Source organism: Nissabacter sp. SGAir0207 (genome assembly GCF_005491205.1).
In the GTDB taxonomy this organism is placed as follows: Bacteria; Pseudomonadota; Gammaproteobacteria; order Enterobacterales; family Enterobacteriaceae; genus Chimaeribacter.
The window spans coordinates 1556184-1570934 of sequence record NZ_CP028035.1; the positions used below are offsets into that span (position 1 = coordinate 1556184).

Annotated in this window: 12 protein-coding genes; 11 read left to right on the forward strand and 1 reads right to left on the reverse strand. The window is 59.3% G+C overall.

Annotated features, from left to right (window positions below):
* Positions 1 to 2: 2 nt before the first annotated feature.
* The 10 genes from C1N62_RS06595 (at position 3) to C1N62_RS06640 (ending at position 11396) form a co-directional block, all read left to right on the forward strand.
* Positions 3 to 1679, forward strand: a complete 1677-nt coding sequence (locus C1N62_RS06595; RefSeq protein ID WP_137762877.1) for a methyl-accepting chemotaxis protein — start codon at positions 3 to 5, stop codon at positions 1677 to 1679.
* A 160-nt stretch (positions 1680 to 1839) separates the two neighbouring features.
* Positions 1840 to 2658 carry a protein-glutamate O-methyltransferase CheR gene (cheR, locus tag C1N62_RS06600; protein WP_240775766.1) on the forward strand — a complete coding sequence of 273 codons (819 nt, stop codon included), beginning with the start codon at positions 1840 to 1842 and terminating at the stop codon, positions 2656 to 2658.
* On the forward strand, positions 2658 to 3710 hold the full coding sequence (locus C1N62_RS06605) for a chemotaxis response regulator protein-glutamate methylesterase (protein ID WP_137762879.1): 1053 nt from the start codon (positions 2658 to 2660) through the stop codon (positions 3708 to 3710). Before cheR ends, C1N62_RS06605 begins: the two co-directional genes overlap by 1 nt.
* Before the next feature lie 60 nt (positions 3711 to 3770).
* Entirely contained in the window at positions 3771 to 4160 is a 390-nt protein-coding gene (gene cheY / locus C1N62_RS06610) for a chemotaxis response regulator CheY (protein ID WP_137762880.1), read from the forward strand.
* 9 nt (positions 4161 to 4169) lie between these two features.
* The gene (cheZ, locus tag C1N62_RS06615; protein WP_137762881.1) at positions 4170 to 4817 is read left to right on the forward strand and encodes a protein phosphatase CheZ; all 648 of its coding nucleotides are present in this window, start codon (positions 4170 to 4172) and stop codon (positions 4815 to 4817) included.
* Between the two features lie 207 nt (positions 4818 to 5024).
* Positions 5025 to 6170: a flagellar biosynthesis protein FlhB gene (flhB, locus tag C1N62_RS06620; RefSeq protein ID WP_137762882.1), complete on the forward strand. Its 1146-nt coding sequence runs from the start codon at positions 5025 to 5027 to the stop codon at positions 6168 to 6170.
* Complete coding sequence (flhA, locus tag C1N62_RS06625) at positions 6163 to 8241, forward strand: flagellar biosynthesis protein FlhA (RefSeq protein WP_137762883.1); 2079 nt, start codon at positions 6163 to 6165, stop codon at positions 8239 to 8241. The genes flhB and flhA overlap by 8 nt, the downstream gene beginning before the upstream one ends.
* Positions 8241 to 8642 (forward strand): flagellar protein FlhE, encoded by a 402-nt coding sequence (locus C1N62_RS06630; protein ID WP_137762884.1) that lies wholly within the window; start codon positions 8241 to 8243, stop codon positions 8640 to 8642. The genes flhA and C1N62_RS06630 overlap by 1 nt, the downstream gene beginning before the upstream one ends.
* A gap of 300 nt (positions 8643 to 8942) precedes the next feature.
* Entirely contained in the window at positions 8943 to 9701 is a 759-nt protein-coding gene (locus C1N62_RS06635; RefSeq protein WP_137762885.1) for a carbon-nitrogen hydrolase family protein, read from the forward strand.
* A gap of 441 nt (positions 9702 to 10142) precedes the next feature.
* Complete coding sequence (locus tag C1N62_RS06640; RefSeq protein ID WP_137762886.1) at positions 10143 to 11396, forward strand: MFS transporter; 1254 nt, start codon at positions 10143 to 10145, stop codon at positions 11394 to 11396.
* Between the two features lie 227 nt (positions 11397 to 11623).
* Here C1N62_RS06640 and C1N62_RS06645 read toward each other — a convergent pair whose 3' ends face one another.
* Positions 11624 to 12739 (reverse strand): FAD-dependent monooxygenase, encoded by a 1116-nt coding sequence (locus C1N62_RS06645; RefSeq protein WP_240775740.1) that lies wholly within the window; start codon positions 12737 to 12739, stop codon positions 11624 to 11626.
* A gap of 100 nt (positions 12740 to 12839) precedes the next feature.
* On the opposite strand from C1N62_RS06645, the gene C1N62_RS06650 reads away from it, so the two are divergent.
* Entirely contained in the window at positions 12840 to 13751 is a 912-nt protein-coding gene (locus tag C1N62_RS06650; RefSeq protein WP_240775741.1) for a LysR family transcriptional regulator, read from the forward strand.
* The last annotated feature ends 1000 nt before the right edge of the window (positions 13752 to 14751 follow it).

The following is a 14751-nucleotide window of genomic DNA, read 5'->3' on the forward strand; positions in this document are numbered from 1 at the left end:
CCATGTTAAAGCGAATGAAAGTGGTCACCAGCCTGGTCATCATGCTGGTGTTGTTCGGCGCATTGCAGCTGGCCTCGGGCGGCCTGTTCTTCTCGGCGCTGAAGAATGATAAAGAGAACTTCACCACCTCGCAGCTGATCCGCCAGCAGCAGGCGGAGCTGAACGCCAGTTGGATCTACCTGTTGCAGACCCGCAACACCCTGAACCGGGCCGGCATCCGCTACATGCTGGACGCCAACCAGATGGGCAGCGGCGCGACCGTGAAAGAGCTGGTGGCACAGGCGCAGCAGGCGCTGGAGACGGCGGGCGAGCACTACGCCAACTACCAGAAGGTGCCGCGTGACCCGAGCCAGGACGTTCGCTACGCCGAAGAGGTGAAGAAACACTACGACATCCTGCATGGCGCGCTCACCGAACTGATTGAACTGATCAGCATCGGCCGCATCAATGACTTCTTCGACCAGCCGACGCAGGGCTACCAGAATGGCTTTGAGCAGGCCTATGTCAGCTACATCGACCAGAACGACAAGCTTTACACCAAAGCGGTCAATGACAGCGAATCCTCCTTTGGCCGCGCCATGTGGATCCTGGGCACGGTCGGGACGCTGGTGGTGCTGCTGATCGTCGCGGCATGGTTTGGCATCCAACATGCGCTGATCGCGCCGCTCAACCGCCTGATCGCCCACATCCGCCACATTGCCGCCGGTGACCTGACCCACGCGGTCGAGGGGGCAGGGCGCAATGAGATGGGCCAGCTGGCCGCCAGCCTGCAACACATGCAGGGTGAGCTGATCAACACCGTCAGTGGCGTGCGCCACGGCGCGGACGCCATCTACAGCGGTGCCAGCGAAATCTCCGCCGGTAACAACGATCTCTCCTCGCGTACTGAGCAGCAGGCTTCCTCTCTGGAAGAGACCGCCGCCAGCATGGAGCAGCTGACCGCCACCGTGAAGCAGAACGCCGAGAACGCCCGTCAGGCCAGCCAGCTGGCGCTGAGCGCCTCCGAAACCGCGCAGAAGGGCGGCAAGGTGGTGGCGAACGTGGTGCAGACCATGCATGACATCGCTGGCAGTTCGCAGAAGATCGCGGACATCACTGGCGTGATCGACGGCATCGCCTTCCAGACCAACATTCTGGCACTGAACGCTGCGGTAGAAGCCGCGCGTGCTGGCGAGCAGGGCCGTGGCTTTGCGGTGGTGGCGGGCGAGGTGCGCAACCTGGCACAGCGTAGCGCCCAGGCCGCCAAAGAGATCAAGGGGCTGATTGATGACTCCGTCGCGCGCGTTGACGCTGGCTCCACGCTGGTGGAGAGCGCCGGTGACACCATGAATGACATCGTCAACGCCGTCACCCGCGTCACCGACATCATGGGCGAAATCGCCTCCGCCTCCGATGAGCAGAGCCGCGGCATTGAGCAGGTTGGTCTGGCCATCACGGAGATGGATCGCGTCACCCAGCAGAACGCCGCGCTGGTGGAGGAGTCCGCCTCCGCCGCCGCCGCGCTGGAGGAGCAGGCCAGCCTGCTGACCCAGTCGGTCGCCGTGTTCCGCCTCACCAGCGAGCAGCAGAAAGAGGCGCTGGCGGAGCTGGCACCGAAAGCCGCTGCCCCCGCGCCCGTGCTGAAAAAGCCGGTGCTGGCGAGCGCGTCAGCATCCAGTGAAAACTGGGAAACCTTCTGACGCTGACGCCCGTGCGGATGCCTGCCCCCCGGCAGGCATCCCGCCCGCGTGACAAGGAAAGAGCAAGATTGGGCACTACTACAGCGCGTGGTTTGCGCGTTAAGGCGGTTCTATGACCAGACCAGCACTCCCCCTGCCTGACACGGCCACTCTGGCGCAGATGGCGCAGCGGCTGCCGCTGTCGGATGTGCACTTCCGCCGCATCAGCCAGCTTATCTACCAGCGTGCCGGCATCGTGCTGGCCGATCACAAGCGCGAGATGGTGTACAACCGGCTGGTGCGCCGCCTGCGCACGCTGGGGCTAAGCGACTTCGGCCAGTATCTGGCGCGGCTGGAGAATGAGCCGAACAGCGCGGAGTGGCAGGCGTTTATCAACGCCCTGACCACCAACCTGACGGCCTTCTTCCGCGAGGCGCACCACTTCCCGATTCTGGCGGAGCACGCCCGCACGCGCGGCGGCCACTACAGCGTCTGGAGCACTGCCGCCTCCACTGGCGAGGAGCCGTACTCCATCGCCATGACCCTGACCGAGGCGCTCGGCAACCGGGTCGGGCAGGCGCAGGTGATCGCCTCTGACATCGATACCCAGGTGCTGGAGAAGGCGGTGGCTGGCGTCTACCGGCAGGAGGAGCTGCGCACCCTCAGCCCGCAGCAGTTGCAGCGCTACTTCCTGCGCGGCACCGGGCCGCATCAGGGGCTGGTGCGGGTGCGGCCGGAGCTGGCCGGGCTGGTGGCCTACCAGCCGCTCAACTTGCTGGCGCCAGAGTGGTCACTGCCGGGGCAGTTTGACGCCATCTTCTGCCGCAACGTCATGATCTACTTCGACAAGCCAACCCAGGAGCGCATCCTGCGGCGCTTTGTTCCCTTGCTGAAGCCGGGCGGGCTGCTGTTCGCCGGCCATTCTGAAAACTTCAGCCAGATCAGCCGCGAGTTCTACTTACGCGGGCAGACCGTGTATGGCCTGGCTAAGGAGAAGTGATGAGTAAAATCAGGGTATTGAGCGTCGATGACTCGGCGCTGATGCGCCAGTTGATGACCGAGATCATCAACAGCCACCCGGACATGGAGATGGTCGCGACCGCGCCCGATCCGCTGGTGGCGCGCGATCTGATCAAGAAATATAACCCGGATGTGCTGACCCTCGACGTGGAGATGCCACGCATGGATGGGCTGGACTTTCTGGAGAAGCTGATGCGCCTGCGGCCGATGCCGGTGGTGATGGTCTCCTCCCTGACCGGCAAAGGCTCGGAGATCACCCTGCGCGCGCTGGAGCTGGGGGCGATTGACTTCGTCACCAAGCCGCAGCTTGGCATCCGCGAAGGGATGCTGGGCTACAGCGAGATGATCGCCGACAAGATCCGCACCGCCTCTAAGGCGCGGCTGACCCAGCAGGCACCGGCTGCCGCGCGGCCCAAGATGCTCAGCCACGGGCCGCTGCTCAGCAGCGAGAAGCTGATCGCCATCGGCTCCTCCACCGGCGGCACCGAGGCGATCCGCCACGTGCTGCAACCGCTGCCGCCCACCAGCCCGGCGCTGATGATCACCCAGCACATGCCGCCGGGCTTTACCCGCTCCTTTGCCGAGCGGCTCAACAAATTGTGCCAGATCACGGTGAAGGAGGCGGAGGATGGCGAGCGCGTGCTGCCGGGCCACGCCTACATCGCGCCGGGTGACCGGCATATGGAGCTGGCGCGCAGCGGTGCCAACTACCAGATCAGGATCACTGACGCGCCAGCGGTCAACCGCCACCGGCCGTCGGTGGATGTGCTGTTCCGCTCGGTGGCGCAGTTTGCCGGGCGCAACGCGGTGGGGGTGATCCTCACCGGCATGGGGAACGATGGCGCGGCCGGGATGCTTGAGATGCACCGCGCCGGTGCCTACACCCTCGCCCAGAATGAGGCCAGTTGCGTGGTATTCGGCATGCCACGTGAAGCCATCAACGCTGGCGGCGTCAGCGAAGTGGTAGACCTGAGCCAAATGAGCCAGCGGATGCTGGCGCAAATCTCAGCCGGACAGGCGCTGCGCATCTGACGCGCGCCCTTTTTTTGAACACTTGCGCTTATTTATGAGCAACACACTTTAGGAGTGACAATGGCAGATAAGAATCTTCGGTTCCTGGTGGTGGATGACTTCTCCACCATGCGCCGCATCGTGCGTAACCTGCTGAAAGAGCTGGGCTTCAACAACGTGGAAGAGGCAGAGGATGGCGCAGACGCGTTGAACAAGCTGCGCGCCGCGCCCTTTGACTTCGTGGTCTCTGACTGGAACATGCCGAACGTCGATGGCCTGCAACTGCTGCAAACCATCCGCGCGGATGCCGCGCTGGCCAAGCTGCCGGTGCTGATGGTCACGGCCGAAGCGAAGAAAGAGAACATCATTGCCGCGGCGCAGGCCGGGGCGAGTGGGTATGTGGTCAAGCCGTTCACCGCCGCCACCCTGGAAGAGAAGCTGAATAAGATCTTCGAAAAACTCGGGATGTAAGGAGAGGGTATGGCAGAACAACACACGCCCGCGTTGGATGCCGCCTCCGCTGGCGATATCATTTCGCGCATCGGGCAACTGACACGTATGCTGCGCGACAGCATGCGCGAGCTGGGGCTGGATCAGGCCATCGCCCAGGCGGCGGAGGCCATCCCGGACGCGCGCGACCGGCTGGATTACGTGGTCACCATGACCGCGCAGGCCGCCGAGCGCGCCCTGAGCAGCGTGGAGGCCGCGCAGCCGCGCCAGAACCTGCTGGAGTCTGAGGCCAAGGCGCTCACCACCCGCTGGGACGCATGGTTTGAGAACCCGATCGAGCTGGCGGACGCGCGCGAGCTGGTGACCGAAACCCGCCGCTACCTCGGTGCGGTGCCGGAGCACACCGGCTTCACCAACGCCCAGTTGCTGGAGATCATGATGGCGCAGGACTTCCAGGATCTGACCGGCCAGGTGATCAAGCGCATGATGCACGTGGTGCAGGAGATTGAGAACCAGCTGCTGATGGTGCTGATGGAGAACATCCCTGCCGAACAGGTGGCGAAACCGAAGCGCGAAAATGAGGGGCTGCTCAACGGCCCGCAACTTGATGCGAATGGCGTGGGTGTTGTCGCCAGCCAGGCGCAGGTGGATGACCTGCTCGACAGCCTCGGCTTCTGATCCCCGCCCCCCTCCCGGCAGGCTGCCTGCGGGAGGCGACTCCCCCCGCCCGGCGTCCCCTGCCGGGCGGGCTTTTGCACGCCCTGTGCCGCCATGCCGGAAATAACCGCCATTTATCCCCCTTTTTCCCGCCATTAGCGGGAACGAAGTTTGTCATGCTACGCCTCTATCCCTGCCTGGCCGTCAGCGCGTTAAAGGAGTGTTGCCTTGGCTGAAGAGAGCGACCTCGAAAAAACCGAAGCCCCCACACCCCACCGGGTGGACAAAGCCCGTGAAAAGGGGCAAGTGCCGCGATCGCGCGAGCTGACCTCAATCCTGATGCTGGCCGCTGGCGTGGCGCTGCTGTGGCTGGCTGGCGAGCCGATGGCGCGGCGGCTGGCGTCAATGGTGGCGAACGGGATGCACTTTGACCACGGCGTGATCAACGATGACCGGCAGATGCTGCGCCGCCTCTCTTCGCTATTGGAGGGCGCTTTCTGGGCGATGCTGCCAATCTTTGGCGGGCTGGTGCTGATGGCGCTGGCCGCGCCACTGCTGCTCGGTGGCTTCCTGTTCAGCACCGAGGCGCTGAAACCCAACTTTGGCCGCCTCAACCCGGTGGCCGGGCTGGGGCGGCTGTTCTCCTCGCAGGTGGGCGCCGAGCTGCTGAAGGCCATTTTGAAGGCGCTGCTGGTCGGCTGGGTCACCTGGCTGTTCCTTGACCACTACTGGCCAGCGATGCTGCGGCTGATGGCCGCGCCGACCCTGCCAGCGCTGGGCGACGCCCTCGGCATGATCGCTGGCTGCGCGCTGCTGATCCTGCTCGGCCTGCTGCCGATGGTCGGCTTTGACGTCTTCTGGCAGATCTGGAGCAACCTGAAAAAGTTGCGCATGACCAAGCAGGAGATCCGCGAGGAGCACAAGGAGCAGGATGGCGACCCGCACATCAAGGCGCGCATCCGCCAGCAACAGCGGGCGATGGCGCGGCGGCGCATGATGGCCGACGTGCCGAAGGCCGATGTCATCGTTACCAACCCGACCCACTACGCGGTGGCGTTGCAGTACAACGACCGTATGAGCGCGCCCAAAGTGCTGGCGAAGGGGGCGGGGGAGGTGGCGCTGCGCATCCGTGAGCTGGGCGGCCAGCACCGGGTGCCGCTGCTGGAGGCCCCGCCGCTGGCGCGTGCGCTCTACCGCCACAGTGAGATTGGCCAGCAGATCCCGGCCACGCTCTACGCCGCGGTGGCGGAGGTGCTGGCCTGGGTCTACCAACTGAAGCGCTGGCGTACCCACGGCGGCCTGATCCCGAAGAAACCTGTACACCTGCCGGTGCCGGACGCACTGGATTTTAAAGAGAGCACGTCGAATGGCTAATCTGGCCTCACTCCTGCGGTTGCCCGCAAACATGAAAGACTCACAGTGGCAGGTTCTGGCCGGCCCGGTGCTGATCCTGCTGATCCTGTCAATGATGGTGCTGCCGCTGCCGCCCTTTGTTCTGGATCTGCTGTTCACCTTCAATATCGCGCTGTCGATTATGGTGCTGTTGGTGGCGATGTTTACCCAGCGCACGCTGGAGTTTGCCGCCTTCCCGACGGTGTTGCTGTTTTCGACCCTGCTGCGCCTGTCGCTGAACGTCGCCTCGACGCGCATCATCCTGATGGAGGGGCACACCGGCTCCGCCGCCGCCGGGCAGGTGGTGGAGGCGTTCGGCCACTTTCTGGTGGGCGGCAACTTTGCCATCGGCATCGTGGTGTTCGTGATTCTGGTGGTGATCAACTTCATGGTGATCACCAAGGGCGCGGGGCGCATCGCTGAAGTGGGCGCGCGCTTTGTGCTGGACGGGATGCCGGGCAAGCAGATGGCGATCGACGCCGACCTGAACGCCGGGCTGATTGGCGAGGATGAGGCGAAGCGCCGCCGCGCCGAGGTGACGCAGGAGGCGGACTTCTACGGCTCGATGGACGGTGCCAGTAAGTTCGTGCGCGGTGACGCCGTCGCGGGCCTGTTGATCATGGCGATCAACGTGGTCGGCGGCCTGTTGGTGGGCGTGGTGCAGCACGGCATGGAGCTGGGCCACGCGGCCGAGAGCTACACGCTGCTGACCATCGGTGATGGTCTGGTGGCGCAGATCCCGGCGCTGGTGATCTCCACCGCGGCGGGCGTGATCGTGACCCGCGTCGGCACTGACCAGAACGTCAGTGAGCAGATGGTAAGTCAGCTGTTCAACAACCCGCGCGTGATGATGCTGAGCGCTGGCGTGCTCGGCCTGCTCGGGCTGGTGCCGGGGATGCCGAATCTGGTGTTCCTGCTGTTCACCGCGGCCCTGCTAGGGCTGGCGTGGTGGAAGCGCGGCCAGCCACAGCAAACGGCGGCGCGCACCGATGCACCCGCCACGGTGGACACCCCGGCGACGGTGGAAGCCAGCTGGGCGGATGTGCAGCTTGAGGATCCGCTCGGTATGGAGGTGGGCTATCGCCTGATCCCGATGGTGGACACCCAGCAGGGCGGCGAACTGCTCGGCCGCATCCGCAGCATCCGCAAGAAGTTCGCGCAGGAGATGGGTTACCTGCCGCCGGTGGTGCATATCCGCGACAATCTGGAGATGGCCCCTGCCGCCTACCGCATCCTGATGAAAGGGGTGGAAGTGGGGCGGGGCGAGGCGCAGCCGGGCCGCTGGCTGGCGATCAACCCCGGCAATGCCGCGGGCACGCTGCCGGGCGAGATGACGCAAGACCCGGCCTTCGGTCTGCCAGCGGTGTGGATTGAGCCAGCGCTGCGCGAGCAGGCGCAGATCCAGGGCTTTACGGTGGTGGAGTCGAGCACCGTGGTAGCGACGCACCTCAACCATGTGATCAGCCAGTTCGCCAACGAGCTGTTTGGCCGACAGGAGGCACAGCAGTTGCTGGATCGCGTCACGCAGGAGATGCCGAAGCTGACCGAGGATCTGATCCCCGGCGTGATTACCCTGACCACCCTGCATAAGGTGTTGCAGAATTTGCTGGCGGAGCGGGTATCTATCCGTGACATGCGCACCATTCTGGAGACGCTGGCTGAGCACGCACCGGCGCAGAGCGACGCGCAGGAGCTGACCACCGTGGTGCGGGTGGCCTTGGGCCGGGCGATTACCCAGCAGTGGTATCCGGGCGATGGCGAGATCCAGATCATCGGTCTGGACACGCCGCTGGAGCGGTTGCTGTTGCAGGCGTTGCAGGGCGGCGGCGGGCTGGAGCCGGGGCTGGCAGATCGCCTGCTCGAGCAGGCCCGGCAGGCGTTGCAGCGTCAGGAGATGCTGGGCGCGCCGCCGGTGCTGTTGGTGAATGCCGCACTGCGTCCGCTGCTGGCGCGTTTCCTGCGCCGCACGCTGCCGACGATGGTGGTGCTCTCCAACCTGGAGCTGAGCGACAACCGCCAGATCCGCATGACCGCCACCATCGGCGGCCAGTAATGCTGCGCGCCACCCTGTGGCTGGCCGGGCTGCTGCCCGGCCTCTGCGCCGCCGCTGGCACCTGGCACGCCGCCAGCGAGGGCGTGACGCTGCCACTGCGCAACCAGTCCCGCAGCACGCCGCTACTGCACCCACCCGCCGCCGCCCCCATCGGCAGCGGGCTAATAGTCTCCGTACGCTGGCGCTACCGCTTGCTCTCCCCGCCGCCCGCTGGGCTACAGGCATGGCTCTGCACCCCACAGCGTTGCACGGCGATTGAGGGGCAGAGCGGCGTCACCCACGCCCTGCGCGGCGAGCCAGCCACCCAGCCCCTGCGGCTGGTGTTCAGCGTGCGCGGCAAAGGGGTGTTGAATCCACCTGTACGGGTGGTGGGGCAGGAGGTGGGGGTGAATTATTGGTAATGGGGGGGGCGTGCCCGCTCATGTGGCCCTGCGACTTCATTCGGCAATGATTTAACGCCTCCATCTCCTCTGCGCGCTGTAGGTATGTGCGGAGAGAGTAGGGGGGGTATTTATGAGGTGTTATGGGCGGGTATTGCTGTTGCCTGTAGCCTCGCTGTGGCGCAGCCCGATTAGAGTGCCAGCCCCTTAGTGCCAGAGGCGGACATTCAGATAAGAATGCCAATACAATCATCAGATAAATGACGCCAAATTCTTTTTTCCGTATGCTGACAGACGAATTTAAACCAATGAGGGCGGTGCATGGACGTCATCCAAAGAAGGTTAAGCGTCGCAGCAGGACAGTTTGCTCCGGTTCGTGGCTGTATCGAAGAAAATATGCATTACCACAAGGTGCTGGTTGAGTCTGCGGCATCGGCAGGCGTTAACATTATCATTTTCCCGGAACTTTCTCTGACGGGTTATGAACCTGAAATAGCTGAAGAGTTGGCTCTGGCTGATGGAGACTGCTTTAATCCACTTCAGGCATTGTCTGACAGATACGATATAACGATTATTGCAGGCGCACCGCTGCGTATTAAAAATTCAAAACCGGCCATTGGCGCATGTGTGATTTCATCAAAACGACCTGTTTCCTATTACCGAAAAATGTATCTTCATCCAGGGGAGTCCGACTATTTTTCGGTGGGTAATCGTGAGTGCATTTTTAAGGAACGGACATTTGATGTCGGCGTCGCGATATGCGCAGATGCAGGACAGCCAGTGCATGTAGAAAGAACGGTACAGCAGGGTGCTGAAGTGTACCTGAACTCAGTTCTGAGCGCTGGCGGGTATGAAAAAGATGCAGGGCAACTTCAACGTTACGCCAGACTTTACGCAATACCAACGCTCATGGCCAATTACTGTGGCCCATCAGGTGGCTGGAAACCGGTAGGGAAAAGTGCCGCGTGGGATGCCAGAGGTGAACTTATTGCTCAGGCTCCAGAAGATTGCGCGGCCCTGGTGACAATGAACATTCAGGACGGAGAGTGTTCGGGCAAAGTCATCCGTCTCAATCAATAAAGATATGCCCCAGAAGTCCACTGTGCCTGTTAGCCTGTTTTGCCGTTGTTCACTTAAGAAGTGAAAAAAGACATGTCCGCTTGGTGCCAGAAGCGGACATTTCCCGGATATGCTATCAGCATGATGAAGCGTCAACAGAGAGCGTTGGGCTGGATATTCACAGGACACACTTTCACGGATGACCGCGGGTGACCTCGCTTTTCAGGCCAGTGGCCCGAAATGGATAGCACTTCATTTCAGTAGTAACTTCCGCATTTTATCGTCTGCTTTGCTCCTTCCCGTATATTTATCTGCAACACAGCATTGCCGCATCATAAGCTGGGGTATTAAACGATAATTAATATTTTTATTGCGCCTGTTGAATAATGATCTTATTAATATTCAATCCCTTATATCCATAGCGTTGCCACACGTAAATAAAAATAATGAAAAGGATAATTTATGATGACGAAACCCGCCGCTGAAGCCTGTGCGGCGCCGAGTCTATTGCAGACGCTTAAATCTTTCCCGATGACTGTCCATGCGCTGCTCTTTTTTACGCTCGTCATTCGTTTCAGCTATTTTATGGCCTGGCCATTTATCGCGGTAATTATGACGCAGAGTTACCATATGTCGCCGGTTGCCATTGGCGTGGCCATGACCAGTAGCGCGCTATTCTCGGTGGTGCTCGGTATGTATGGCGGGCAAATTTCAGACAGACTGGGAAGGCGCGTTATTCTTCTGCTGGGCTGTGCGTTTTCCGCTATAGGATATATCGTCCTGGCGCAGGCAACCGGGATGGCGCTGTTTATCATCGGTCTGATGATCATCGGCGTATCCTTTGCGTGGGTTGATCCCCCTCTGCGTGCACTGATGAGTGATTTGCTGGGTGACCGTCGTCGCCGTGCGCTGGCCCTGCAAATGCGCTACTACCTGATCAACGTCGCGGCGGTGTTTGGCCCGTTGGTGGGGCTGGTATTTGGCCTGACATCTCAGAAGGGGACATTCCTGATAACCGGACTCTCCTATCTCCCTTTCTTCGTCTACGTGCTGCTGTTTATCCCGGCGGGTAAGTTGCTGAGTGAGGAACAGGCTGACAGCGGGCCAGTGGTGAAGCTGCACCAGGTGATGGGGATCATCGCCAGGGATAAAACCTACATTGCGGCGCTGCTGTGCAGCATTTTGTGCAGTGTTGTTTTTATTCATTACGAAGCCGTACTGCCCCAATACCTCCTGTTACTTGACGGCAACGCGGCGGTTAAGTTGATTACCCTGATACTTGTCACTAATGCCTGTACTGTGTTGCTGTTCCAGACTTTTATTATGCGATTTCTGGCACGGATCACCCTGCCAAAACGCATTCTTCTGGGTGGTATCATTTTCGCTTTATCGCAGCTCGGCTTTTTTTCCATACGCTCGACGGAAATTTGGTTATGGCTGACGGCCACCGGGGTATTCAGTATGGGGGAAGCGATTCTGATGCCGAACCTGAATATTTTGCTCGATCAGTTGGCGCCGCCAGAGCATCGTGGTGCCTATCTTGGTGCCTCAATGCTGTCGACGCTGGGGATTGCTGCCGGGCCATTAATCGGTGGTGTAATGTTGGCGATGACGGGTTCAGGGGTATTTATCTGCACCGCATTGCTCAGCCTTTTGTTGTGCGCAATCATATACGCCTGCCGGATTAATATGCTGACACGTCTGCAGGATTCATAATAAGCTGCGGACGATAAGGCGCGGAATAGTTAATTTCCTGCCTATACGTCCGCTATTTGCTCATAGGCGAGAACCATAATTACATCTCTTGCCCCAATAGAGAGTGAATATGACAATATTCCCCCGGAACAAAAGCCGTATCATTGGCCAGAAACGCCCTCTGTAGGTCTCTCATATCTGGGGAATTCGCGACTGACTCGAGCGGGAAGGAAAAGTGCATGACCTGGCTAGGTTAAACCTTGCATCCAAAACCGACTAAGTTCTGCAGCGGAAAGAGTGGATGCGGGCAACAGGGGTTCAGGTTGTTCAGAAAAAACCTTCTTAGCGACTTGTCTTCCAACCCACTGTGCTGCTGAGGTTTTACTCTGTCTCTGTTGGTAGAAGCCTTGCAGAGCACTCTCCAGATCATCGCTCTCCTTCAGTAAGCGAGTCAGATGCCATGCATCTTCCAGCGCCTGACATGCTCCCTGCCCAGATGTCGGCAAGGAAGCATGAGCCGCGTCTCCGATCATTAAGACATTGCCTTGATGCCAAAAGGGAAGAGGATCAATATCATGAACAAAAACGCCACTCACTGATGCACTATCACATGACAGCAGCATATCCTGTACAGGATCGGGCCAGTCCCGAAAACGCCGATGCAACTCATCGCACCAATACGCCCGAGGATGATCATTGGCAGCAGGGGCATTCCACGCTCCTGCCCAATAGCACCACCCATCATTCACGGGGACGATGCCAAAACGCTCACCTTGACCGCGAAAATCATCAATAGCCTTGTTCAAGATGCCCTTTCGTTGTCTTCCCACACCTATTACGTTCACAAAGCCATGATAACGAGGCGTGACGTTCTCCGCATACAATGCGTGGCGGATGACTGAATTCATACGCCCGTCAGCCCCGACGACCAGATCAAACTCTTGGCCCAACGTCATCACGTCCGCTGCAGTGATTGCACAATTGAATGTGATCTCCCTGCCAAGACTCTCTAACGCACCGGCCAGTAAGCTCATCAGCTCACGCCGTAAAACGGCCACACTGGGAAAACCGCAAAGCGAGTTGACCGTTAAAATATCGAACTCAGCCTGAAGGAGACCATGCTGATCAAACTGGCGCATCATGCATGGCGTACCACCCACTTGCATGACCTTTTTGTCCAGCCCCATCTTCTGCATGACGAACATGGCATTGGGCCATAACGTCACACCCCCTCCCAGAGAAGACAGGTTGCTGCCACGCTCAAACAGGCTGACTTGATGGCCCTGTTTGGTTGCGAGGATGGCCAGTGCCATTCCAGCCACCCCGGCACCTACGATGGCAATTTTCTTGGTGATGGTCATCATTTCCTTCCTATTACGAAACGTAATGGAAATTGTAATGGCCACCTGATTAGTGATAAATATGGAATTATAGATTTGTTAATCTCATTTTTTGGGGTAATTAATGATTGAAAAATTCGAAATGCAGTGGCTGATCTGTTTTCAGGCTGTGTATGAAAAGTTGAGCTTTAAGCTCGCGGCAGAGCAGCTTCAGCTGCCATCCTCCAATGTCAGTCGGCATATCACCTTACTTGAACAACGACTTCATGTGCGGCTGCTGGAGCGTACGACGCGTAAGATAATTCCAACCGCAGCCGGTAAGCTGCTGTATCAATCCATTACGCCGCTCACGCACGCTTTGGATCATGCGCTGGAAGAAGTATCACTGTTTGGTGATTCACTATCAGGCCACCTGAAGCTCATTACACCAGACCTTCCATTCATGGCAGATATCCTCGCTGACTTCTGCATCCGGCATCCACAGATACAGCTCAGTTGTGACACACAATTGGATCCAACCGAGGGGCTACTGGATGGATTCGATCTGGTATTACGCTTTGGACGTGGGCCACTGGAGGATTCTTGCTGGGTCGCCAAAGAAATTCTGCGCTGGCCGAGCTGTGTGGTAGCCGCACCCGAACTTCTGGAGCGTCACCCATCACCACAATCGGTTGATGAACTCACCAAAATGCCCTGCATTACCAGCATGTCGGTACTTCAGGGAATACCCTGGAGATTTAAACAGAACCACACCGTCCAGGTGCAGTCCAGCTACAAAGTGAACAGTGGCCAGATGGCCAAGGCCGCTGCACTAAAAGGGCTTGGTTTCGCCATTTTGCCGCTTCATGCCTGTGAATCAGAAATCAATAACGGCTCCCTTGTTAAAATTGACTGTAACCGCGAACCAGAAGATCTGGTGCTATACGCGCTCTATTCCGGCAGAAAATACCTACAGGTCAAAGTGAAGGCGTTTCTGGAACACCTGCAATCGGCTATTGCCCATTTGGGTGTACACAGTAGGGAAGGGCATGACTGACTAAGCAATCCAGTATGTTGGGCAAAGTGAAAAGAAATGGCGGTGAAATATTTTATCGGCGAAGCTTTTTTCGTATAGCTGCCCCAAGCTGGCTTAGCCATTTTGTTAAAAACATCTCGATCTAAATCTGCCGTCAGAACGTCCGCTTTGCGCTCAAAGCGGACACCCATCGCTTTGGGCTACTGCGTATTTATTAAACGCCTTTCTTGTTTGCCATCAAACACAACAACTCACCCGGCAATGATTTACGCTCCTAGCTCCTCTGCGCACTGTGGGTATGAGGGGAAATAGTTGGAGGATGATTTTTATCTGTGAGGTGTTATGAGTGGGTGCTGCTGTTGCCTGTGGCCGCGTCAGGCCGGAGAAGGGTTGCGGTTGTTCGGATTCATTTGTCTATCTGTGCCTCGGTGCCTCAACCGAGCAGGGCCTGCTGGCGCGCGTTGGGGTGGAATGGCTAATCATTGCCCGCTCTCGCGGGTTCCCTCGCTACGTCTTCGGGCTTCCGGGCCGGCCCAGACGCGCTCCCGGCGCGGCTGGCCCTTTCGCGGGCGTCCTGCCCGCTCACCCGGCCCTGCGCCTCCACTCGGCAATGATTAACGCCCCCACCTCCTCTGCGCGCTGTAAGTATGTGAGGAAATAGTTGGGGAGTTTTTTATTGGAAGGTGGAATGGATTGGCTGTGGAGCTGATTGTATTTTTGTCTACGGCAGACCTTAAACACTACATGCCCGGCCGCATAAAACCCAGAACCCTTTAAACAGAAAGAATTTCCCCATATTCCGCCCCAACTCTTTCCTCACATAGCCGAGGATTTGCAGAAATGGTGGGGGCGTTAAATTATTGCCGACGGAGGATTCCGGGCCGGGTGAGCGCACAGGGATGTGCGCGAGAGTGGCAGTCGCGCTGGGAGCGCGTCTGCCGCGGCCCGACAGCCCGGAAGCTGACGGAGGGAACCCGCGGTAGCGGGCAATAATTAGCCGGGGCACCCAGAGCGCGCGGGT